Origin of the sequence: Daejeonella sp. (assembly GCF_036405355.1) — a bacterium.
GTDB lineage: Bacteria > Bacteroidota > Bacteroidia > Sphingobacteriales > Sphingobacteriaceae > Daejeonella.
The window spans coordinates 21,059-42,831 of the sequence record NZ_DASWXT010000052.1 but is presented as its reverse complement, the minus strand read 5'-3'; the positions used below and the strand labels follow the sequence as shown (position 1 = coordinate 42,831).

General features: G+C 40.3%; 19 protein-coding genes. 13 read left to right on the top strand and 6 right to left on the bottom strand.

Annotation, left to right across the window (positions count from 1 at the left end):
* From VGE44_RS06590 to VGE44_RS06540, 11 genes are all read left to right on the top strand, one after another.
* A partial coding sequence (locus VGE44_RS06590) for an MFS transporter (protein WP_331077176.1) occupies positions 1-417 on the top strand: 417 nt, incomplete at its 5' end.
* 212 nt (positions 418-629) lie between these two features.
* Positions 630-1,073 carry an Rrf2 family transcriptional regulator gene (locus VGE44_RS06585; protein WP_331077174.1) on the top strand — a complete coding sequence of 148 codons (444 nt, stop codon included), beginning with the start codon at positions 630-632 and terminating at the stop codon, positions 1,071-1,073.
* A gap of 210 nt (positions 1,074-1,283) precedes the next feature.
* The gene (locus VGE44_RS06580) at positions 1,284-3,386 is read left to right on the top strand and encodes a nitrite/sulfite reductase (RefSeq protein WP_331077172.1); all 2,103 of its coding nucleotides are present in this window, start codon (positions 1,284-1,286) and stop codon (positions 3,384-3,386) included.
* The gene (gene cobA / locus VGE44_RS06575; RefSeq protein WP_331077170.1) at positions 3,383-4,168 is read left to right on the top strand and encodes a uroporphyrinogen-III C-methyltransferase; all 786 of its coding nucleotides are present in this window, start codon (positions 3,383-3,385) and stop codon (positions 4,166-4,168) included. The genes VGE44_RS06580 and cobA overlap by 4 nt, the downstream gene beginning before the upstream one ends.
* Positions 4,146-5,645 carry a TSUP family transporter gene (locus VGE44_RS06570; RefSeq protein ID WP_331077168.1) on the top strand — a complete coding sequence of 500 codons (1,500 nt, stop codon included), beginning with the start codon at positions 4,146-4,148 and terminating at the stop codon, positions 5,643-5,645. Before cobA ends, VGE44_RS06570 begins: the two co-directional genes overlap by 23 nt.
* 31 nt (positions 5,646-5,676) lie before the next feature.
* Positions 5,677-6,846 carry a trans-sulfuration enzyme family protein gene (locus VGE44_RS06565; RefSeq protein ID WP_331077166.1) on the top strand — a complete coding sequence of 390 codons (1,170 nt, stop codon included), beginning with the start codon at positions 5,677-5,679 and terminating at the stop codon, positions 6,844-6,846.
* A 6-nt stretch (positions 6,847-6,852) separates the two neighbouring features.
* Positions 6,853-7,551, top strand: coding sequence for a phosphoadenylyl-sulfate reductase (locus VGE44_RS06560; protein ID WP_331077164.1), 699 nt, complete (start codon positions 6,853-6,855; stop codon positions 7,549-7,551).
* A 50-nt stretch (positions 7,552-7,601) separates the two neighbouring features.
* Positions 7,602-8,507, top strand: a complete 906-nt coding sequence (gene cysD, locus VGE44_RS06555) for a sulfate adenylyltransferase subunit CysD (protein WP_331077162.1) — start codon at positions 7,602-7,604, stop codon at positions 8,505-8,507.
* 1 nt (position 8,508) lies between these two features.
* On the top strand, positions 8,509-9,762 hold the full coding sequence (locus tag VGE44_RS06550; protein ID WP_331077160.1) for a sulfate adenylyltransferase subunit 1: 1,254 nt from the start codon (positions 8,509-8,511) through the stop codon (positions 9,760-9,762).
* A 153-nt stretch (positions 9,763-9,915) separates the two neighbouring features.
* A complete protein-coding gene (locus VGE44_RS06545) occupies positions 9,916-10,335 on the top strand; it encodes an OsmC family protein (RefSeq protein ID WP_331077158.1) in 420 nt (139 codons plus the stop codon).
* 466 nt (positions 10,336-10,801) lie between these two features.
* Positions 10,802-11,341: a YceI family protein gene (locus VGE44_RS06540; RefSeq protein WP_331077156.1), complete on the top strand. Its 540-nt coding sequence runs from the start codon at positions 10,802-10,804 to the stop codon at positions 11,339-11,341.
* A gap of 49 nt (positions 11,342-11,390) precedes the next feature.
* Here the strand turns inward: VGE44_RS06540 and VGE44_RS06535 are convergent, their stop codons facing one another.
* Genes VGE44_RS06535 through VGE44_RS06510 form a run of 6 tightly spaced genes read right to left on the bottom strand, consistent with a single transcriptional unit; the run spans position 11,391 to position 16,067 of the window.
* Positions 11,391-12,437, bottom strand: a complete 1,047-nt coding sequence (locus tag VGE44_RS06535) for a DUF2157 domain-containing protein (RefSeq protein WP_331077154.1) — start codon at positions 12,435-12,437, stop codon at positions 11,391-11,393.
* Positions 12,438-12,463: 26 nt separating this feature from the next.
* Positions 12,464-13,414: a bifunctional riboflavin kinase/FAD synthetase gene (locus VGE44_RS06530; RefSeq protein WP_331077152.1), complete on the bottom strand. Its 951-nt coding sequence runs from the start codon at positions 13,412-13,414 to the stop codon at positions 12,464-12,466.
* Positions 13,415-13,448: 34 nt separating this feature from the next.
* Positions 13,449-14,174: a tRNA pseudouridine(55) synthase TruB gene (truB, locus tag VGE44_RS06525; protein WP_331077150.1), complete on the bottom strand. Its 726-nt coding sequence runs from the start codon at positions 14,172-14,174 to the stop codon at positions 13,449-13,451.
* The gene (locus tag VGE44_RS06520) at positions 14,174-14,968 is read right to left on the bottom strand and encodes an undecaprenyl-diphosphate phosphatase (RefSeq protein ID WP_331077148.1); all 795 of its coding nucleotides are present in this window, start codon (positions 14,966-14,968) and stop codon (positions 14,174-14,176) included. Before VGE44_RS06520 ends, truB begins: the two co-directional genes overlap by 1 nt.
* Entirely contained in the window at positions 14,968-15,189 is a 222-nt protein-coding gene (locus VGE44_RS06515) for a DUF3098 domain-containing protein (RefSeq protein WP_331077146.1), read from the bottom strand. Before VGE44_RS06515 ends, VGE44_RS06520 begins: the two co-directional genes overlap by 1 nt.
* A complete protein-coding gene (locus VGE44_RS06510; RefSeq protein WP_324485905.1) occupies positions 15,189-16,067 on the bottom strand; it encodes a cell division protein FtsX in 879 nt (292 codons plus the stop codon). The genes VGE44_RS06515 and VGE44_RS06510 overlap by 1 nt, the downstream gene beginning before the upstream one ends.
* 199 nt (positions 16,068-16,266) lie before the next feature.
* Between VGE44_RS06510 and leuS the strand changes: the two genes are divergently transcribed.
* Positions 16,267-19,059, top strand: coding sequence for a leucine--tRNA ligase (gene leuS, locus VGE44_RS06505; RefSeq protein ID WP_331077143.1), 2,793 nt, complete (start codon positions 16,267-16,269; stop codon positions 19,057-19,059).
* Positions 19,060-19,264: 205 nt separating this feature from the next.
* On the top strand, positions 19,265-21,745 hold the full coding sequence (locus VGE44_RS06500) for a TonB-dependent receptor domain-containing protein (protein WP_331077140.1): 2,481 nt from the start codon (positions 19,265-19,267) through the stop codon (positions 21,743-21,745).
* Positions 21,746-21,773 lie beyond the last annotated feature (28 nt).

Genomic DNA, 21,773 nt, shown 5'->3' with positions numbered 1-21,773 from the left:
ATAGTTGGGAAATTAAGTGATCGTTTCGATAAATTTCATCTGTTTACCATCGCATCAATGATTCTGGTCGTTGTAATCACCATTTATGCGAATCTCGGACCTGTTTCATTCTGGATTGTCCTGGTCATGAACCTTGGTCTGCAGGTGGGCTTCATGAGCCGGATGGTTCCTTCCATTGCACTCACCTCAGCCTTGCCTCAAAAAAAGGACCGTGGAGCATTTATGGGAATAAATTCATCCCTTCAGCAGATCGCCGGTGGTATTGCCGCAGCCCTGGGCGGGATGATTGTTGTTCAGAATGATAAATTAAGTCCCCTTGAACATTATGACACACTTGTTTACGTAGTTGTCTTGCTTTCTATAATTTCTGTTTTTTTACTTTTGAGAGTTAGCAGAATTATAAAGAATAACGATTGATTAGAGCCAAGAATCAAGAACCAAGAACCAGGATCAAGGACTAAGGACTAAGGACAAGACTTTCATATCTCGTATCACAGACATCATTTCTCGCATCTTAAAACTTATTTCGTAACTTGATCATGTTCAAGCTCTAAATCATGGCAGAATTTGGAGATGAATTAAAAAAGAAATTGTGTTTATTTGCATGACCAAAAGAACCTTCAAAATTTATGCTTTCTAAAAAGACCCGTTATGCTTTAAAAGCCCTCGTAGTTTTGGGGAAGAATTTTGGCGGTGTACCTATTCAAATTTCTAAAATTGCCTCTGAGGAGCATATTCCTAAGAAGTTTCTGGAGCAAATTCTTCTAGATCTCAGGAATGCCGGCCTCTTATACAGTAAAAAAGGTTCGGGCGGTGGATATGGCCTTGTAAAAGATCCTGCAGAGATTTCAGTAGTTCAAATCTTGCGTCTTACAGGTGGACCCGTTGCCCTTCTTCCCTGTGTCAGCCTGAATTTTTACCAGAAATGCGATGAATGTGATAATGAAGTAACCTGCGGAGTAAGAGATGTTTTTGTAGATGTGAGGGATGCTACAGTCAAGATTTTAAGCGAAACAAGTATTGCTGATGTGATTAGCAGGGAGAAGAATTTAATAGAAAATTACACGCAATAATTTTTTTTTCACAAAAGTCTACTAAATCTATATGCTTTGTATTATATTTGCCTTATGAAAGATTTAGGATGTCCTGGTAATGAAATAACAATGAATTGTTGTTATATGGGCATTTATAAATTGCGAAGAAGATAGATATAGAATAAATAATATACATAAACCTCTTCAGCATAAATGGAAGGGGTTTTTTTATAATAATTGGCTTGATATATGCAAAGTTTTAGAACAGAATTAGAAAATCCTATTGTCGAAAGAGATATTATATATCTTGAAAAGAAGATCAGAGCCTATCGCGATGGTGAGATCCATGAAGATAAATTCAGGAGCCTTCGTCTTGCAAGGGGGATCTACGGACAACGGCAGCCAGGCGTTCAAATGATTCGTATTAAGTTACCTTTTGGAAAGGTTACGTTTAAACAATTGCTGCGTATAGCTGATATCTCGGATGAGTACGCGAGCAGTAACCTGCATTTAACTACCCGTCAGGATATACAGATCCATTTTGTTAGCCTGGATAAAACACCGGAACTTTGGGCAAAACTTTCAGAAGATAGCATTACTACACGGGAGGCATGTGGAAACACAGTTAGAAACGTGACGGCTTCACCAACAGCTGGCATTGACCCTAAAGAGCCTTTTGATGTATCACCCTACGCCCAGGCTACTTTCGAGTATTTCTTAAGAAACCCAATCTGTCAGGAGATGGGCAGGAAATTTAAAATGGCCTTTTCATCAAGTGATGAGGATACTGCTTTTACATATATTCATGATATAGGCTTTGTTCCAAAAGTTAAAGTTATAGATGGTGAAGAGCAGCGGGGCTTTAAGGTTATGCTGGGAGGCAGCCTTGGCGCTCAGCCAATGCTTGGATTTGTAGTGCATGAGTTTCTTCCTGAGGATCAGATGATTCCTTATGCCGAATCAGTACTTCGCGTATTTGACAGATACGGAGAAAGGAATAATAGAAACAAAGCCAGATTTAAATTCCTTATTCAGAAAGAGGGATTAGAAAATATCATTCGTTTAATTGAAGAAGAGAGAACTGCCAACAAATCAAAAAGCTTCGTTGTTAACCGGGATACAATTCCACTGCCTAATATTCCTGAACCAGGAGACTTTTCAGGTATTCAGCCGGATAACCAGGTGCAATATGATGAATGGATACAGACAAATGTGTTTGAACAAAGACAGGCAGGTTTTTATGGGGTGTATATTAAAGTCCCGGTAGGAGATATACCTTCAGATAAAACAAGGGAATTTGTTGCTGCTGTTAAGGATCTGGTTGCCGATGAGATCAGGATTACCCAAAATCAGGGCTTATTATTAAAGTTCGTCCGTAAGGAAGCTTTACCATTGCTTTTCAATAACCTCAATAAGCTTGGAATGGCTGACCCCGGTTTCGATAGCGTTTCTGATGTTACAACTTGCCCGGGTACAGATACTTGTAATCTGGGGATCTCCAATAGCATGGAGCTGGCCAGGGTGCTTGGGGAAATGATTAAAACCGAGTACCACCATCTTATCTATAATCGTGAGATTAATATAAAGATAAGCGGATGTATGAATTCGTGCGGGCAACATGGTTTAGCTCATATTGGCTTTCATGGGGCCTCTTTAAAAGCACAGGGTAAAGTTCTTCCATCAGTTCAGGTATTACTGGGCGGCGGAACGGTTGGGAATGGCCTTGGAAGGGTTGCTGATAAGGTTATTAAAGTGCCGTCAAAAAGAGCAACTGCTGTTTTACGTGCGGTGCTTGATAATTATGAAGGCAATTCAGAAGAGGAGGAAAGCTTCCACGAGTATTATGATCGTCAGGGAAAGGATTACTTCTATCAAATGCTGAAGCCGATTGCTGACCTTAATACACTTGTTCCTGAGGAATTTGTTGATTGGGGGCATATTGAAACTTATCATACTGCCATCGGAGTAGGAGAATGTGCGGGTGTAATGATAGACCTTGTTGCGACACTTTTACTGGAAACAGATGAAAAGATGTCATGGGCTGATGAGTCGTTTGCAGCAGGGGCTTATGCTGATGCCATTTCCCATACTTATAGTGTATTTATCAGCGCTGCTAAAGCATTGCTGCTTGATAAAGGTGTAAATTGTAATAGCCAGATCGGCATATTGCGCGATTTTGACGCAAATTACGGAGAAAATAAAGAGTTATATAATTACAGCAGTTTCCAGGATCTGGTATTACAGATCAATAAAAATGAGCCGGGTGAAGAGTTTGCCAGGACCTATAGGGAAGCCGCAGTAAATTTTGTTAAACAAGTTAGAGCGAACAGAGAGGCGCTTCTTCAATCATGATAGTTACAGAAAAAATAGTAAAAGAGCCAAGAATTACTCTGGTTGGCGCAGGTCCGGGTGATGCAGAATTGATCAGTCTGAAAGGTGTGCGTATTCTGAAATCTGCAGATGTAGTATTATATGATGCGCTGGTGAATAGTGAATTGCTTGATTTTGCCCCTGAAAGTGCAATAAAAGTGTATGTCGGTAAACGCTCAGGCGATCATTCCTATTCGCAGGAAGCGGTGAATAAACTGATGATTGATTATGCATTAAATTATGGTCATGTAGTCCGTCTGAAAGGCGGAGATCCATTCGTTTTCGGACGTGGTTTTGAGGAATTGGAAATGGCAGCATCCTACAGCATTCAAGCAGAAGTTGTACCCGGAATTTCAAGCAGTATATCTGTCCCGGCACTTCAGGGAATACCGGTTACTCATCGTGGTGCAAGTGAAAGTTTTTGGGTAGTTACCGGAACAACCAGTTCAGGAGAAATTTCAAAAGACCTTTACACCGCGGCTAAAACAGATGCAACAATTGTCGTTCTGATGGGAGTTAAAAAATTGAAGGAGATCGCTGAAATATTTATTGCAGAAGGAAAAAGCAGACTTCCTGCTGCGGTTATTCAGAACGGATCAATGGAAAATGAGAAAGTTGTTGTGGCTACTGCTGCAACAATCTATGAAACTGCTCAGGATCATAAAATTGACTCTCCGGCTTTAATTATCTTCGGTGAGGTTGTAGGCTTGCATTCAAAATTTCAGCCAATTAAGGCATTCTATGAGCTTTCAGAGCAAGAATAGCATTGAAGTTAAAAAGGGGGGAAATGAACTTTTTCCGGTATTCCTTAAGCTTAATCAGCTTAAGGTTTTACTGGTTGGAGGTGGAAATATCGGACTTGAAAAATTGCAGGCCGTATTATTAAATAGCCCAGAAGCTAAGATCAATATTGTTTCTGACACCTTTCTGCCAGCACTTTTGGATTTTGTTGCAGCTTATCCTGAAGTAAAACTTTTTCACAGGAAGTTCGAATCAAATGACCTTATCGGGCACGATCTTGTTATTCTTGCAACCGGGGATAATACCTTAAATGCTGAGATCAGAAGCTTGGCACGTGAGCTGAATTTACTCATTAACGTGGCTGATAAACCTGAGCTCTGCGATTTTTACCTGGGTTCAATCGTAAAAAAGGGCGATCTCAAAATTGGGATTTCAACGAATGGAAAATCGCCAACTATTGCCAAACGACTTAAAGAACTATTTCAGGAAAACCTGCCTGAGGAACTGGATCTTTCCCTGCAACAGATGAATGCCTTAAGAAATACACTCAATGGTGATTTTGCACACAAGGTTAAAGAACTGAACAAGGCAACTGCAATATTGGTCACTCCAGCAGCTGAGCAGGTGGCCAGCCGTAGAATGCGTTGGGCAATATGGGGGGCAGGTTTTTTTAGCATTCTGTTGATTTTCGGACTTTTCTGGTTTAATGATCCTGCATTCCGCAATTATGTGGAAGGTATTCATCCCACTTTTTATTATTTTCTGATTGCGGGATTTATTTTTGCAATGATCGACGGAGCAATAGGAATGTCCTATGGTGTTACTTCCACAACTTTCTCTTTGTCAATGGGTATTCCACCGGCATCAGCAAGTACCGCAGTGCATGTTTCAGAGATCCTGAGCAATGGCATTGCCGGTTGGATGCATTTCAGGATGAAAAATGTGAATATGCGTTTATTCTGGTTATTGCTTATTCCTGGCGTGATCGGCGCAGTACTCGGCGCGGTTTTGCTTTCATCCCTTGAACATTATAGTTATATAACCAAGCCAATTGTTTCTTTATACACTTTAATTCTCGGACTGGTAATTTTGCTTAAAGCAGTTAAGATAAATCGTAAAAGAATCGGATCTAAAATTAAGAATATTCGTTTTCTGGGTTTTGGAGGTGGTTTTATCGATGCGGTTGGTGGTGGTGGATGGGGGTCAATTGTTTTGTCTTCCTTAATTGCTGGGGGACGTAATGCCCGATATGCCCTGGGAACGGTAAAACTTTCGAGATTTTTCATCGCATTAATGAGTTCTCTGACATTTATTACGATGCTGAATAATGTATACTGGGATGCTGTTTTGGGTCTGGTTATTGGCAGTGCAATTGCATCGCCTATTGCTGCCCGATTGTCTAATAAAATTTCGGTCAAAGCAATCATGATTGCGGTAAGTATAATTGTTATTGTAGTGAGTCTTAAAACAATTATCACCACCCTGATTAATTTTATTTAATTAAGTATTTTTGCCGAAATCCTATAGAACAATGAAAGAAAAATCCAAGCTCATACGAACCCAGGCAGCACGTACCCAAAACAAAGAGCATTCAGTGCCGCTCTATCTGACCTCGAGTTTTGTGTTCGATAATGCAGAGCATGGAAGGGCAATGTTTGCTGATGAAGTAGAAGGAAATATTTATTCACGTTATTCTAACCCAAATACAACAGAATTCATAGACAAAGTGCGTGATTTTGAAGGTGCTGAGGCCGGATTGGCTTTTTCATCCGGAATGGCGGCTGTATTTGCATCAATAGCAGGTTTACTGCGCAGTGGAGATCATATCGTTGCGTTTCGTTCAATATTTGGTTCAACCCATCAGTTATTCACTCAGTTACTGCCTCGCTGGGGAATTACCACAACCTATGTTGATGCATCTAAACCCGAAGATTTTGAGCTAGCTCTGCGTCCTGAAACAAAAATGGTATTTCTTGAAACACCGTCTAACCCCGGACTTGAACTGGTTGATCTGGAATGGCTCGGGAAGCTAAAACAAAAGCATAATTTCATCTTAAACGTGGATAATTGTTTTGCGACACCTTATCTGCAAAAGCCCATTGAGTACGGAGCTGATCTGGTAAGCCATTCGGCGACCAAATATATGGATGGACAGGGACGAGTACTTGGAGGTGTGGTTGTTGGCCGTAAAGATTTATTGAAAGAGCTGATGTTCTTTATCCGCCATACTGGTCCTGCAATGTCGGCTTTTAACGCATGGACTATTTCAAAAAGTCTTGAAACTCTTCCGGTAAGGATGGACAGGCATTGCAGTAATGCATTGAAAGTTGCAGAAACTCTTGAACAGCATCCTGAAGTGGAAGTTGTCAGATATCCACACCTGCCATCCCACCCGCAATATGAATTGGCAAAACGTCAGATGAAGCAGGGTGGAGGTATTGTTACCTTTATAGTTAAAGGAGGTTTTGAGCGAGGGAAACGGTTTATGGATGCATTGAAGATGATTCTGTTATCACCCAATCTTGGAGATACCCGTTCAATTGCGACCCATCCGGCCTCAACAACCCATTCTAAATTAAGTGATGCAGAACGTGCACAGATTGGAATTTTCCCCGGCAGTATCAGGATATCTGTCGGTTTGGAGGATATTGATGATATCCTGGAAGATCTGACACAGGCGCTCGATAACTCGAAAAATTAAAATATAATGAACAGTTCGGAAAAAATACTTCAGGAGATCAAAGGTTTAGGGATTGAACAATCACTGGAATATCTGGTGAATGCTTTTCCTGGAGAAGTGGTTTTTTCTACTAGTTTTGGATGGGAAGATCAGGTGATTTCGCACATAATATTTAAGAATAATCTCCCGATTAAAGTATTTACCCTCGAAACAGGAAGGTTATTCCCTGAGACTTATTATGTCTGGAACCGGACACTTGAGATGTATGAGAAGCCTATTCATGCATATTATCCCGATACAGCAGCAGTAGAAAAACTGGTTAGTTTAAAAGGACCCAGCAGTTTTTATGAATCTGTTGAAAACCGTAAAGAATGTTGCGGGATAAGGAAGATTGAACCTTTGAAGCGTGCCCTTGCCGGAAATTCCTGCTGGATCACCGGCATACGGGCCGAGCAATCGCTGAACAGGGAGCATATGGATCCTGTTGAATGGGATGAAGCAAATCAGATCCTTAAATTCCATCCTATTTTCGATTGGACACTGGATCAGGTTAAAGCATACATCCGAGAGAATAATATACCTTATAACCCATTGCACGACAAGGGTTTCCCGAGTATTGGATGTGCACCTTGTACCAGGGCGGTTAAAGAAGGGGAAGATTTCAGGGCCGGTCGCTGGTGGTGGGAAGATCAGGATAAAAAGGAATGTGGTTTACATTCTTCCTGAACAAGATGAATTAAATTTTTACGCATCATAATGCGATTTTATAATATAACATGAATAAACAGGACACAACTTATTTAGACCAGCTGGAAGCCGAAGCAATATATATATTGCGGGAGGTTGCCGGCCAGTTTGAAAAACCCGCTTTGTTATTTTCTGGCGGAAAGGACTCTATAACTCTTGTCAGACTTGCCGAAAAGGCATTCAGACCCGGAAAGTTTCCCTTTCCTCTGGTGCATATAGATACCGGACATAACTTCCCGGAGACAATTACTTACCGTGATAATATGATCTCAAGGATCGGAGAGAAACTGATTGTAGGGTATGTTCAGGATTCAATTGATCAGGGAAAGGTAATTGAACAGACAGGGAAAAATGCGAGCAGAAATGCCCTGCAAACCGTCACTTTGCTTGACACCATTGCCGAAAATAAGTTTGATGCCTGTATTGGGGGTGCCCGCAGGGATGAGGAAAAGGCCCGCGCCAAAGAGAGAATATTTTCGGTTCGTGATGAATTCGGACAATGGGATCCAAAGCGTCAGCGGCCTGAATTATGGAATATTTATAATGGCAGAATCCATAAAGGAGAAAATGTCAGGGTATTCCCGATCAGTAACTGGACTGAACTGGATGTCTGGAATTATATCCGCAGGGAAAAAATCGAATTGCCATCGATCTATTTTGCACATGAACGTGAGGTTATTACCCGAAATGGACAGTTAATGGCTGCAGCAGAGTTCCTGAATATGGATCATGAGGATCATATAGAACGTAAGAATGTCCGTTTCAGAACGGTAGGGGATATGACCTGTACTGCAGCTGTGGAATCACATGCAGATCAGATCGATGATATTATTGAAGAGATCAAATTTTCAAAAATTAGTGAACGAGGCGCCAGAATGGACGATAAAGTATCCGAGGCTGCTATGGAAGACCGTAAGAAGGGGGGATATTTTTAATATGGATTTACTAAAATTTTTTACAGCCGGAAGTGTTGACGACGGAAAGAGTACATTAATTGGCCGTCTTCTTTATGATAGTGAGTCAATCCTCGCCGATCAGCTTGAGGCATTGCAGCAGTCGAACCGTAAGAATGATGACGGGACAATTGACCTTGCAATTTTAACAGATGGTTTGAAGGCTGAGCGTGAGCAGGGGATAACTATTGATGTGGCCTATAAATATTTTCAGACAGACAGAAGGAAGTTTATCATAGCTGATACTCCCGGACATATTCAGTATACCCGTAATATGGTTACCGGAGCATCTAATTCTGATCTGGCGATTATTCTGGTGGATGCCCGTAATGGTGTCGTAGAACAAACAATAAGACATTCTTTCCTGGTTTCCCTTCTTGAGCTTAAACACGTGGTTGTCTGTATTAATAAGATGGATATGGTGGCTTACAGTGAGGATGTTTTCAATTCGATAAGGGAGGCTTATGCTGCCATTGCAGAAAAACTTAGTCTGAAGGAGGTAACCTATATTCCGGTAAGTGCGTTGAAGGGAGATAATATTGTAAATAAATCAGATAAAATGTCCTGGTATAATGGGAAAAGCCTGCTTGATCATCTCGAAACCATCGAGGTAAATGAAGCCGTGCTTTCACATCAGGCTCGTATGCCTGTGCAGTGGGTAATCAGGCCACAGACTGATGAACTTCATGATTATCGCGGGTATGCCGGTCGTATTTTAAGTGGAAGTTTTCATGTGAATGATAAGATCACAGTTCTTCCATCCGGCATCCGTTCTGAGATCAGTAAAATTGAAACTAATTTTACTGAACAGGAGGAAGCTCAGTCAGGAATGTCTGTGACCCTCCACCTTAAAGATAATATTGATATTGGCCGCGGCGATATTTTGGTGAATACTTCTCATGAGCCACTGGTTTCTCAGGAGATTGAAGCTGATCTGTGCTGGATGGATACTCGTCCGCTGGATCCGTCTATCATGTACCTGATTCAGCATAACAGTAAGGTTACTAAATGTAAGATCAGGGAAATCCTTCATAAGGTTAATATAAATACTCTTGAAAGGATAGAAACTGATACTTTTCAGTTAAATGATATCGGTCGTATTATACTTAAAACTGCAGAATCCCTTGCTTTTGATCTTTATCAGGATAATAAGCTGAATGGAGGTGCAATTCTGATTGATCCGCGTACAAACCTGACCGTTGGAGCTTTGATGTTCCGGGCTAACGCAGGATATTAATGTATGTTAGCAATGAAATGATCTTAATGGCTATGGGCTATCAGATATGAGTAATCAGCTTGAATAATTATTTAAGTATTGCTGATATCTGACCGCTCTTAGCTGATTGGATATGCCTTGCAAAATTCCTAACTTTGTTAAAAATAGAAAGCAGTGAAAGTAGCCTTAAAAAGAGTAAATGATGCGGTTCATTTCGAAGCAACAGCCCCTTCCTCAACAGTAAAAGTACATATTGATGGTTCTCCGGATATTGGTGGCCAGGCTCTGGGTGTACGACCTATGGAAATGGTGCTTATGGCATTGGCTTCCTGCAGTTCTCTGGATCTGGTTACAATTCTTAAAAAGCAAAAACAAGTAATCGAAGATTTTTCGGTTGATGCTGAAGCAGAAAGAAGGGAACAAATCCCTAATATTTTTACAAAGATCCACTTACTTTTTCACCTGAAAGGGGATATCGATCCTGCCAAAGCAGAAAGAGCCGCAGAGCTTGCGGTAAAAAAGTACTGTTCTGTTCATGATATGCTGGTTGCCGGGGGAGTGGAGATTAGCTATTCCCTGGAGATAAATAATTAGCAACCCGATAGCTATCGGGTTTAGAGAATTAGCAAATTAGCAAATTGATTTGTCGATGAGAGACCCGATAGCTATCGGGTTGTCTATTTGTCAATTGTGATATGAGCTGAAGAATATATTTCTTCTTCCTATTTCCTATTCCCCATTCCCAGAGATTATAATTAGCAAATTAGCAAATGAATTTGTCGATTTGTCAATTGTAATATGAGTTACAGAACAAATTTCTTCTTCCCATTCCCTATTTCCCATTCCCCAAAGCCAAGTAATTAGCAAATAGATTTGTCGATGAGTTAATTTGTTGATTGTGAGTTAAAGATCAAATTTCTTCTTCTTTATCCTCATAACTTATTACTTAGAACCTACAACTTATTACTCCCTTTTCATCTTATGACTTTTAAATTACATGTTTAAACATCTAATATTTTATCTTTGTTAAATAAACTCGAAAAAACTAAAAATATAAAATATGGAAGCAGCAGTAAAAACTAAATGGATCATAGATCCAACGCACTCAGAAGTGCATTTTAAGGTAAAGCATCTTGTAATTTCAACAGTTACAGGTACATTTAAATCTTTTGCAGGTAGCATGGAATCAGAAAATGAAGATTTTCAGGACGCAGCAATTGAATTTACACTGGATGTAGACAGCATTGATACCAATCAGGAGCAGCGTGATGGGCACCTTAAATCAGCTGATTTTTTCGATGCAGAGCAATTCCCAAAAATTTTATTCAAATCAACTTCATTTAAAAAAGTTGGTGACGATTATGAATTATCTGGTGACCTGACTGTCAAAAATGTAAGCAAACCGGTAAAATTAAACGTAGAGTATGGTGGCAGAGCTACTGATTTCTATGGTAATGATAAAGCAGGGTTTGAAGTTTCTGGTAAGATCAGCCGTAAAGAATTTGGATTAACATGGGACGGTATTACAGAAGCTGGAGCGATTGTTGTAGGTGATGAAATCAAGCTGCAGATTAATGTACAATTTGCAAAACAAGCTTAACCAAATATATATCTGTTAAAGGCTGTCCCCGTCCGGTGGACGGCCTTTTTTATTTCTTTAGAAACTCCAGATTCCAGATTTTTTCTGCTTTTCGACCGATGAGCCAGAAGGAAAGTGCCATGATTCCAAAGAATATTGTTTTGTCAGTAATATCCCAAAGGTATTCGAAGTAGCGGCTATAGAGATTGATTAGCAGGAAGCTGATTCCGAATTCGCGGGCGATATGGTCCCTGAAGCGAATACCGTAAATAGTAAAGGCAAGGGCAAACAAAAGAGATATTATACCCCAATAAAACAGTTCGATCTGTTTTATTCGCAGCCAGTCCTCCAGACTTCCAAAGTTCCCAAATATGGATAGCAACCATAGTGAAATGAAGAGGTAAAGGAGTCCGATGATATAAGTTAGTTCCCTGAATAAATTCAGCACGCTAAAGCGAAGCATCAGGAAGCTGAAAAGCACCAGTGAAATTCCAAAGAGTACAAAGCGCAGAGGATAGTTCATCCCAAGAAAATAAAAACTCCAATCGGTTTGATATCCCGTTTCAGTCCCAAACCAACTCCCCAATGAAACCAGGGCGAATGCCCAGATCAGACGAGAACTGAACTTCCATGCGAGGGCAGCATAAACGAGTACAGATAAAAGAAATAAAATTGAAAAGTGTCCTTTCCCGTTATCAAAGGTTTTTCCAAGGAAAGCAATTGAACTTGCTGTTAATAGAATGCCGAAAAAGATGATGGATTCATTACTGAAAACGCGCTCCGGGTATTTCTTCTTTCGTTTATTGCCTTCAAGAAAGAGTAATGAAGCCAGGATAGCAGAAATGATGCTAATAATAATATCAGGAGTATCGTAAAGTTTCTCGAGCCAATTGAGTACTGCATCATCAATAATCAGTGAGGCAATTGCAACCATACCACTCGCTAGCGCAACCCAAAAGGAATACTGGGCAAGTCGTCGCCAGTCGAATCCTTTGACCTCATAGGTGGATTGTAGTTTTTCAGCAGTTTCCTTGTCAACTAAACCTTCGGTCTCCCAGGTACGTATGGTCTTCCCAAGAAATTCTGCTTCCTGTTTATCAAGATTTAATTTTGCCAAGACGATTTTTTCGACAAGATAAATTATTATTCTGATCGTAGAAGTATTTTTCGGGCTGCTTTTTCGTCTTTTGTCAGTTGTTTTCTTAGATCTTCGAGCGAATTGAATTTCTCATCTTCCCGCAGGTAAGCCAAAAAATTAATCTGAATAGTCTGTCCATAGATATCCTCATCGAAATCAAAGATGTTTACCTCGATATTGCGGCTCATTCCATTGATGGTTGGCCGGTGACCGATGTAAGCCATGCCCATCGCTGTTTTTGGATTTGTTTCCTCATTATTGAACTCAATACTAACCGCATAAATACCATCAGAAGGGATAAGTTTGTAGTTCTCTTCAATAAATAAATTTGCAGTTGGAAATCCAAGAACACGGCCTAACTGATCGCCTTTAATTACTTTGCCGGTCAGTTGAAAGGCATAGCCCAGAAATTCACTTGCTGTTTTAGTGTCTCCGCTTAAAATAGCATTTCTGATTTTGGTTGAACTTACCGCTACATCATTGATGTCCTGTTCAGGAATTTCTTCAACATCAAAACCAAAGTCAGAAGCAAAGGATTGAAGTTCTTTCAGCCCTCCCTTGCGATCCTTCCCAAAACGGTGGTCATAACCAATAATAATATGCCGGGTACCAATCTTCTCAACCAGTATTTCTTTGATATACTCCTGTGGTGTAAGGTTTGAAAAATCCCGCGTAAAAGGAGTGATGATCAGATGGTCTATTCCCAGTGCTTCAAGCTTTTCAGCTTTTTCATCCATTGTACTGATCAGTTTAATGTTAAGGTCGTCTGGATGAAGAATCATCCGTGGATGCGGGAAGAAGGTCAGAATTACTGTTTCCCCTCCACTCTTCTTTGCGACTTCCTGTAAACGGCTGATGATCTTCTGATGCCCTATATGCACCCCGTCAAAAGTGCCGATAGTAACTACGGCATTATGGATTTTTTTGAATTCGTCAATGTGATTGTAAATCTTCATCTTTTGGGAGAGAGGGCAAAACTAAGAATAATTATTATTTTAACTTAGTCTGTTCTTTAAGCTGCCTGATATGGTTAACCAGCTCCATTACTTCAAATGAATTTTCGACATCATATTCTCCGCTTTTAGTGCGTCGAAGCGATTTTAAGTGTGCTGCATTATTCAGGGATCTCCCAAAATCATGCACCAGAGAACGGATATAAGTTCCTTTACTGCAAATTACCCTGAAATCGACTTCTGGTAGCTCAATTCTTGTAATCTCGAATTGGCTGATACTGACTTTACGAGTTTTTAATTCTACAGTTTCTCCTCGCCGGGCTTTCATATAAAGTCGTTCCCCATCTACTTTCACTGCCGAATGGGCTGGGGGGTATTGATCCAATTCACCGGTAAATTGTTGGGTATTTGCCCTGATCTTTTCTTCGTTAAGCTGGCTGATATCGAAAGTTTCGTCGATTTCAGTTTCAAGGTCGTAGGAAGGAGTGTTTGCTCCAAGGATCATTGTTCCTGTATATTCCTTTTGTTGAGCCTGAAATTCGTCAATCTTCTTGGTCATCTTACCGGTACAGATGATCAGTAATCCGGTTGCAAGAGGATCAAGCGTGCCAGCATGGCCAACTTTTAACTTTAAGGGTTTAAATGAATTGCGAATCTTGCCTACAACATCAAAACTGGTCCATTTATAGGGCTTGTTAATGAGAAGTAATTCGCCTTCAGCAAAATTGAAGTCCGGGAATATTTTATCTGTTTTTTCGCTCATCAGATCACTTGAAGATCATAGCCTGAAAGAAGCAGGATCAAAATAATACCGCCTACAATGATGCGGTACCAACCGAAGATCCTGAATCCCCTGGTTTGCAGAAAAGTTATGAAATATCGGATAGCCAGCATGGCTACTATAAAAGCAACAATATTACCGATAAGCAATAAGTTTACCTGTTCCTGACTGATCACAAATCCATCCTGATAGAAGTCAAACAGTTTCTTTGCAGTTGCACCAAACATAGTTGGTACCGCCAGAAAGAATGAAAACTCAGCAGCGGCTTTTCGGGATAATTTCTGGGACATTCCACCTACGATTGTTGATGCAGATCTTGAAACTCCGGGAATCATCGAAATACATTGAAATAATCCGATCTTAAATGCTGTTGCATAGCTGATATCATCGGTATTATCGATGTTACCATTTTTGAACCAATTATCTACAAAAAGCAAAACAATACCACCAATAAGTAAGGCAATAGCTACACCCAAAGGACTTTCAAGCAGTTGATCGATTTTATCACTGAGTAATAATCCGAAAAACACGGCTGGAAGGAATGCGACGAGCAGTTTAAAATAAAATCCAATGGTCTGGAAGAATCGCTTGAAGTAAAGTACTATAACCGAAAGTATCGCACCAAGCTGAATTGCTACAGTAAATAACTTAACAAAATTGTCTGACTGAATACCCATCAGAGAAGATCCAAGGATCATATGGCCTGTGGAGGAAACCGGTAAAAATTCTGTCAGGCCTTCAATAACAGCCAGTAGAATTGCCTGATATACGGTCATTATTTTTTAAGAATTGCAATAAAACCGATGGCAAAGCCTGCAAGAACAACAATTGGGGCAAGAATAATCTTTCTGAATTCATAAATATCAGTATCTCCGATCATAAGCATAAAGCCAAATACTACGACAATGATACTGAGTAACATTAATCTGTAATTGTTCTTACCGAACACAAAACCCTCTTGCGGGCTTTCCTTAATAGGGGTGTTTTTCTGTGCCATTATCTATAAAGTTCGTAAATTTTTAAACGGAGAAACTTGCTCACTGCAAAGTAGGTACTGAGTCCTGAGATCAGAATACCAATCCCGATAACAGCCAGGAAAACAATTCCAAATTCAAACCAGTTACGCAGAATAATCATTTCGGGTACCTGCTGCTGCGCTAAATATAGTGTAAGCAATAAGAGAATTACTGCAATAAGTCCGGCGAATAATCCGTGAAGAATTCCATATGTAAGGAAAGGTTTACGGATAAAGTTTTGAGTTGCGCCTACAAGTTGCATACTCTTAATCAGAAAGCGTTGTGAATAGATAGCAAGCCGGATTGTATTATTGATCAGTGCAACGGCTATGATCAGCAGGATTGTTGCAAAGGCTAAAATAACCAGGCCAATTCCCCTGATATTCTGATTGACCATGTCTATCAGCGACTTCTGATAAATTACTTCCTTCACCAGTGGGTTTTTGCTCAATTGGGCTGTAAAAGCTTCAATGCTCTCATTATTCGCATAATCAGCCTTCATATACAAATCTATTGAGGATAATAACGGATTATAACCAAGGAAGTCAACAAAATCTTCCCCAAGATCTTTAGTTAAATTTCTGGCAGCAAGTTCTTTGCTTACATACTGGGTTTTTAAGACATAAGGATTTGCATCCAATTGTTTTTGTAATGCAGTAATGTCTACTTCTTTGGCACCATCGTTAACAATAATATTGAGTACGATATTCTCCTTGACATATTTTGAGAGGTTTTTCGCATGTACCAGAATCAGGCCAAGCAGTCCTGTCATTAACAGAACTAAAGCAATACTGATCACAGTAGAAACATAAATAGTTTTAGTTTTTCCGGATGATGTACTTTTTTCAAATTCTTCCATGAGCGAAATGATATGATGCGAAAATAAAGAATTCAGTTCATAAACCTAAATAATAAGCGCTGAAATGCCCTGATTTGAAGTTAAACTTTGTTAAAATTTTATGAGAAGGCCTTTATGCAAGTTAATTGAGGTTTTATAGGCAGCTTCTGGTTCAAAAAATCGTAGATTTTAGTATTTTCGCAGCTTATCAGTTTTAACAATGGATTATCAATTCAGAGATATAGAGAAGAGGTGGCAAAAATTCTGGGCCGAAAATCAGACTTTTAAAGTCGATAATAGTTCTGCAAAGCCAAAATATTATGTTTTGGATATGTTTCCATACCCATCGGGTGCGGGATTGCATGTAGGGCACCCCCTCGGATATATTGCCTCCGATATCTTTGCGAGATACAAACGTTTAAAAGGCTTTAATGTTTTGCACCCAATGGGATATGATTCCTTTGGTTTACCTGCAGAGCAATATGCTATTCAAACCGGACAACATCCTGCAATTACAACAGAAACAAATATAAACCGCTATCGGGAACAGCTTGATAATCTTGGTTTTTCGTTTGACTGGAGTCGTGAGGTTCGTACCAGCGATCCGGATTATTATAAATGGACCCAGTGGATCTTTATGCAGCTTTTTAATTCATGGTATAACCTTGAAAGTGATAAGGCAGAAAGCATTGATGAACTGATCCGAAGATTCGAAAATTCAGGTACTACAGGTTTAAAAGCTGTATGTGATGACGATGTCAGCACCTTTTCTGCAGACGAGTGGAAGGGAATGCCTGATACAGAAAAACAAACTGAGCTTCTGAAGTATCGTCTTACTTATCTCCGTGAAAGTACAGTGAACTGGTGCCCTGCCTTGGGGACTGTTTTAGCTAATGATGAGGTGAAAGATGGTTATTCTGAACGTGGGGGATATCCTGTTGAGCAGAAGAAAATGATGCAATGGAGTATGCGTATCACTGCTTATGCTGATCGTTTGCTGCAGGGCCTCGATGGAATTGACTGGCCGGATCCTTTAAAGGAAATGCAGCGTAACTGGATTGGAAAGAGTGTAGGTGCTCTTGTGAAATTTCCGCTTAACTCAGGTAACGCGATAGAAGTATTTACAACCCGTGTTGACACCATTTATGGAACAACCTTCCTGGTACTTGCGCCTGAACATGAATTCGTTGCCGGATTAACCACTCCTGAACAGGAAATGGAAATCCAAAATTATATAGATCAGACTAAAAAGAAAACCGAGCTTGATCGTATGGCCGATACAAAAACTGTATCAGGTGCATTTACAGGCAGCTATGCAAAACATCCCATAACAAATGAGCCAATTCCGATTTGGATCGCTGATTATGTATTGGCAGGATATGGAACCGGCGCGGTAATGGCGGTGCCTTCAGGTGATCAGCGCGACTGGCTGTTTGCTACTAAATTTGGATTGCCAATAGTTGCAATATCCGATGCACAGACTAATCTTGACAAAGAGGCTGATCCAACTAAGGAAGGTCATTATATTAATTCAGGAATAATCAACGGATTGAAATATAAAGAAGCAACTAATACCCTGATTGCGAAGCTTGAAGAATTAGGTGCAGGTAAAGCCAAGGTAAATTACCGCCTCCGCGATGCGATATTTGGTCGCCAGCGTTATTGGGGAGAACCTGTACCCGTTTATTTCAAAGAAGGACTCCCTTACCTGATCGACAGAGAAGATCTTCCGTTGGTTTTACCGGAAGTTGATAAATACCTGCCGACAGAAAGCGGTGAACCGCCATTGGGAAGAGCAGAGAACTGGAAATATAAAGATGAACTTGAATATGAGCTGAGCACTATGCCTGGTTGGGCAGGTTCGAGCTGGTACTGGTACCGCTATATGGCCTCGCAGGAGGATCGTAAGCAGGATGTATTTGCTCCGGCTGAAGCGATCTCTTACTGGAAGGATGTTGATTTATATATTGGCGGTTCAGAACATGCAACCGGACACTTACTTTACAGCCGCTTCTGGAATAAATTTTTGAAAGATCTTGGCTATGTGGTTGAAGAGGAGCCTTTCAAGAAGCTGATCAACCAGGGGATGATTCAGGGACGGTCTAATTTTGTTTACCGCATTATTGATGAAGAAGGTCGCGGAACGAATAAATTCGTTTCAAACGGGTTAAAATCTCAATACACTACCTCAGCACTTCACGTGGATGTGAACATTGTAGTGAATGAGATTCTGGATCTTGAAAAATTCAAAGCATTCAGGCCTGAGTTTGCCAATGCCGAGTTCATTCTTGAAAACGGAAAGTATATCTGCGGTGTTGAGGTCGAAAAGATGTCTAAATCCAAGTTCAACGTGGTTAGCCCGGATGATATCATTGAACGTTTTGGAGCCGATACCCTGAGAATGTATGAAATGTTCCTTGGTCCGCTGGAACAAAGTAAGCCGTGGAACACAAACGGAATTGAGGGTGTTTTTAAATTCCTTCGTAAATTCTGGAAGCTTTTCCATGATGATGAGTTTAATTTTAAAGTTTCTGATGAGGAACCATCAAAAGCCGAATACAAAGCGCTACATAAGATCATTCGCAAGGTAGAGGAGGATATAGAACGCTTTTCATTTAATACCTCCGTATCCAGCTTCATGATCTGTGTGAATGAACTGACTGATCTGAAATGCAATAAAAGGAAGATCCTTCAGGAACTGGTGGTCGTACTTGCTCCTTATGCACCCCATATAACCGAAGAGTTATGGAGTTTGCTGGGTAATACTGCCGGGACCTTATCTGTTGCTGCTTACCCCCAGTTCAATCCTGAATACCTGGTTGAGAATGAATTCTCTTATCCGGTTTCAGTAAATGGTAAAACCCGGATGAACCTCAATATCTCACTGAGCTTTTCACAGGCAGAGGTTGAAGAACTTATACTTGCCAATGAAGATTTGAAAAAATATCTTGATGGCAAGATTCCAAAGAAAGTTATTTTCGTGAAGGGGAAAATAATTAATCTTGTTATATGAGTTTTAACAACCATGATGGAGATGCGGTTTTAACCTGCTCTATCATGGTTGATTTTTAAATGCCACTTCTTTACAGAGAAATATTTCTGGCAGCCTCATGCCGTAAATTTCTTTTGTATCTCAGATTTTACTTAATCAAAACAATTCTCACATATGTTCCTGTAACATTAGGTGTACTTTCGCGACTAATTCCAAAACCAATTAAATGAAACGTTTATTTACGATACTATTATTACTTTCCGGGATCTCCGGAGTTTATGCACAGGGAATGGGTGGGGCAGCGGCTCCCGCTGTAACAGGCAGAATTTCGGGTGTTATTCTCGACTCTGTTTCGCTTACCCCAATTGACTATGCTACCGTTGCTTTAGGACGGGCAGGTTCTACAAAATCAACCAACGGTGCATTAACAGACGAGAAGGGTTCTTTCAAAATAGAGAATATTTCTGCAGGAGTTTACCGCGTAACCATTGCTTTTCTGGGTTATCAGACAAAGGTTATTGATTCAGTAAGGACTACCCTGGCCAAACCGGATTTAAATCTGGGCCGTATTATGCTTGCGCCAAATAAGACCATGCTAAATGAAGTTGTGGTTACAGGTACTACACCGATTGTTGAAAATAAAATCGACAAGCTGGTTTACAATGCAGAACAGGATGTGGCCATAGCTGGAGGAAATGCAACCGATGTGCTTCGTAAAGTGCCTTTGCTTTCAGTCGATTTTGAGGGAAATGTTTCCCTGAGAGGGAGCCAGAATGTCAGGGTACTTATCAACGGTAAGCCATCGGGTTCTATGGCCAATAATATGGCTGATGCACTGAAGGCGATACCGGCTGATCAGATCAAGAATGTTGAGGTAATTACTTCACCATCTGCAAAATATGATGCGGAAGGAACCTCGGGGATTATCAATATCATCACAAAAAAGAATAATCTGGCTGGGGTAAGCGGCTCAGTAAACGGAGGCGTAGGAACAAGGCAGAACAGTGGAAATGTTAATCTGAACGCAAAAACAGGCCGTTTAGCTTTAACTGCTAATGGAGGAGGATTCTACTCCTGGCCTCAGACCTCTAATATCTCATTTAACCGTACCAATACGGCAGGTACACAAATTATCAGCCAGGCGGGTCAGAGTAAAACAGACCGTTTGGCAATGAATGGTTCAATCGGAGCTGATTACGATTTCAATAGTTTCAATTCGATCAGTTCAAATGTACGTTTGAATGGATTCAGTAATAGTGCTAACGGCAGTAATCTGAACCAGAATAGTTTCAATGGGATAATGAATAATTTCACCCGTTTGAGTGATAACCAGATGAAAATGAATGGTATTGACTGGAGTAGTGACTATCTTCACAAGTTTAAGAAGAAGGATCAGCAAATCTCCTTAGCTTATCAGTTTACAAACAGTAATCAGAATAGTGATTATACCACCGATTTTTCAAATACAGTTATTGATGAATACGGTGATAATAATGCTGATAATACAGAAAATACGATTCAGCTGGATTATACCCATCCTTTTAAGAAAGTTACTTTCGAAACAGGACTGAAGGGTATTCTGAGGGATATTGTGAGTGATAACCAAACCCGCAATTTTAATTCAACAACCAGCACATTCACACCAATCTCGGCCCGTACCTATATCTATGATTATAATCAGGATGTATACTCGGCATATGCAACTTTTGCATTTATCCTGGCTAAGAAATTCGGTATCAGGGCAGGTGCGCGGTATGAAGGTACAGAGATCAAGGGTGATGCCAGATCGGTTGGTGCGGCGGCGTCTCCTTTCAGCAGCAGTTATTCTAATCTGGTTCCAAGTTTTGTCGTTTCAAGAACATTCAAGAATTTTTCAACGGTTAAATTAAGTTATAACCAGCGTTTGCAAAGACCAAGTTTGTTTTATCTGAATCCATTCCTGAACAGTGCAGATATTTTCAATCAGTCGCAGGGAAACCCGGCACTGAAGCCTGAACTTTCACATAACATTGAGTTCAATTATTCTATGTTTGTCAAAACCTCAGTACTGAATGCTTCAGTTTATTACCGCCGCACCAATGATATCATAGAAAGCTTTGTGATACCTGTTTCGGTTACTGATCCGGCCACCGGAAATCCAGCAACCGGTTCAAGAACTACTTTCAGAAACGTTGGAAGCAATAATTCGGTTGGGTTTAATTTCTTCGGACAGATAAATCCTGTCAAACCGCTGACTTTAAGAGGCAATTTCAATGTGTTTACATATGATATCAACGCCAACAGCGGGTTTACAGTGACCAATACAAATACACAGTTGATTTATAATGCCTTCCTGATGGGTTCTTATGTTTTTCCAAAGGGACTTACTTTCGAGACATTCCTGATTACCAATTCTCCGCGCCGTACTTCACAGGGTAAAAATCCATCTTTCAATATGTGGAATCTCGGTTTGAAGAAAGAGATTATGAAGAAGAAAGGAAGTATCGGTTTGACAATCATTGATCCATTCAATGAGAATAAGAATTTCCGTCAGAATATTACCGGAGCAGATTTTGTTCAAAACAGTAATTTTTCTGTTCCATTCCGCTCTTTCGGAACAAGTTTCAGCTATCGGTTTGGAAAATTATCAATGCAGGCTCCACGAAAAAAACGTGGTGTAACGAATGATGATCTTAAACAGGGAGAGCAAAATAACGGAACTCAATAATCTCAATCAGATCATAGAATTATATTAA

What these genes read in the sequence shown, in the direction of transcription:
- truB (WP_331077150.1), bottom strand. Translation starts at nt 14,174, where the DNA reads ATGAGCGAAAAAACAGATAAAATATTCCCGGACTTCAATTTTGCTGAA.
- cobA (WP_331077170.1), top strand. Translation starts at nt 3,383, where the DNA reads ATGATAGTTACAGAAAAAATAGTAAAAGAGCCAAGAATTACTCTGGTT.
- VGE44_RS06530 (WP_331077152.1), bottom strand. Translation starts at nt 13,414, where the DNA reads ATGAAGATTTACAATCACATTGACGAATTCAAAAAAATCCATAATGCC.
- VGE44_RS06515 (WP_331077146.1), bottom strand. Translation starts at nt 15,189, where the DNA reads ATGGCACAGAAAAACACCCCTATTAAGGAAAGCCCGCAAGAGGGTTTT.
- VGE44_RS06510 (WP_324485905.1), bottom strand. Translation starts at nt 16,067, where the DNA reads ATGGAAGAATTTGAAAAAAGTACATCATCCGGAAAAACTAAAACTATT.
- VGE44_RS06560 (WP_331077164.1), top strand. Translation starts at nt 6,853, where the DNA reads ATGAACAGTTCGGAAAAAATACTTCAGGAGATCAAAGGTTTAGGGATT.
- VGE44_RS06540 (WP_331077156.1), top strand. Translation starts at nt 10,802, where the DNA reads ATGGAAGCAGCAGTAAAAACTAAATGGATCATAGATCCAACGCACTCA.
- VGE44_RS06500 (WP_331077140.1), top strand. Translation starts at nt 19,265, where the DNA reads ATGAAACGTTTATTTACGATACTATTATTACTTTCCGGGATCTCCGGA.
- VGE44_RS06520 (WP_331077148.1), bottom strand. Translation starts at nt 14,968, where the DNA reads ATGACCGTATATCAGGCAATTCTACTGGCTGTTATTGAAGGCCTGACA.
- VGE44_RS06585 (WP_331077174.1), top strand. Translation starts at nt 630, where the DNA reads ATGCTTTCTAAAAAGACCCGTTATGCTTTAAAAGCCCTCGTAGTTTTG.
- VGE44_RS06550 (WP_331077160.1), top strand. Translation starts at nt 8,509, where the DNA reads ATGGATTTACTAAAATTTTTTACAGCCGGAAGTGTTGACGACGGAAAG.
- VGE44_RS06565 (WP_331077166.1), top strand. Translation starts at nt 5,677, where the DNA reads ATGAAAGAAAAATCCAAGCTCATACGAACCCAGGCAGCACGTACCCAA.
- VGE44_RS06580 (WP_331077172.1), top strand. Translation starts at nt 1,284, where the DNA reads ATGCAAAGTTTTAGAACAGAATTAGAAAATCCTATTGTCGAAAGAGAT.
- cysD (WP_331077162.1), top strand. Translation starts at nt 7,602, where the DNA reads ATGAATAAACAGGACACAACTTATTTAGACCAGCTGGAAGCCGAAGCA.
- leuS (WP_331077143.1), top strand. Translation starts at nt 16,267, where the DNA reads ATGGATTATCAATTCAGAGATATAGAGAAGAGGTGGCAAAAATTCTGG.
- VGE44_RS06570 (WP_331077168.1), top strand. Translation starts at nt 4,146, where the DNA reads ATGAGCTTTCAGAGCAAGAATAGCATTGAAGTTAAAAAGGGGGGAAAT.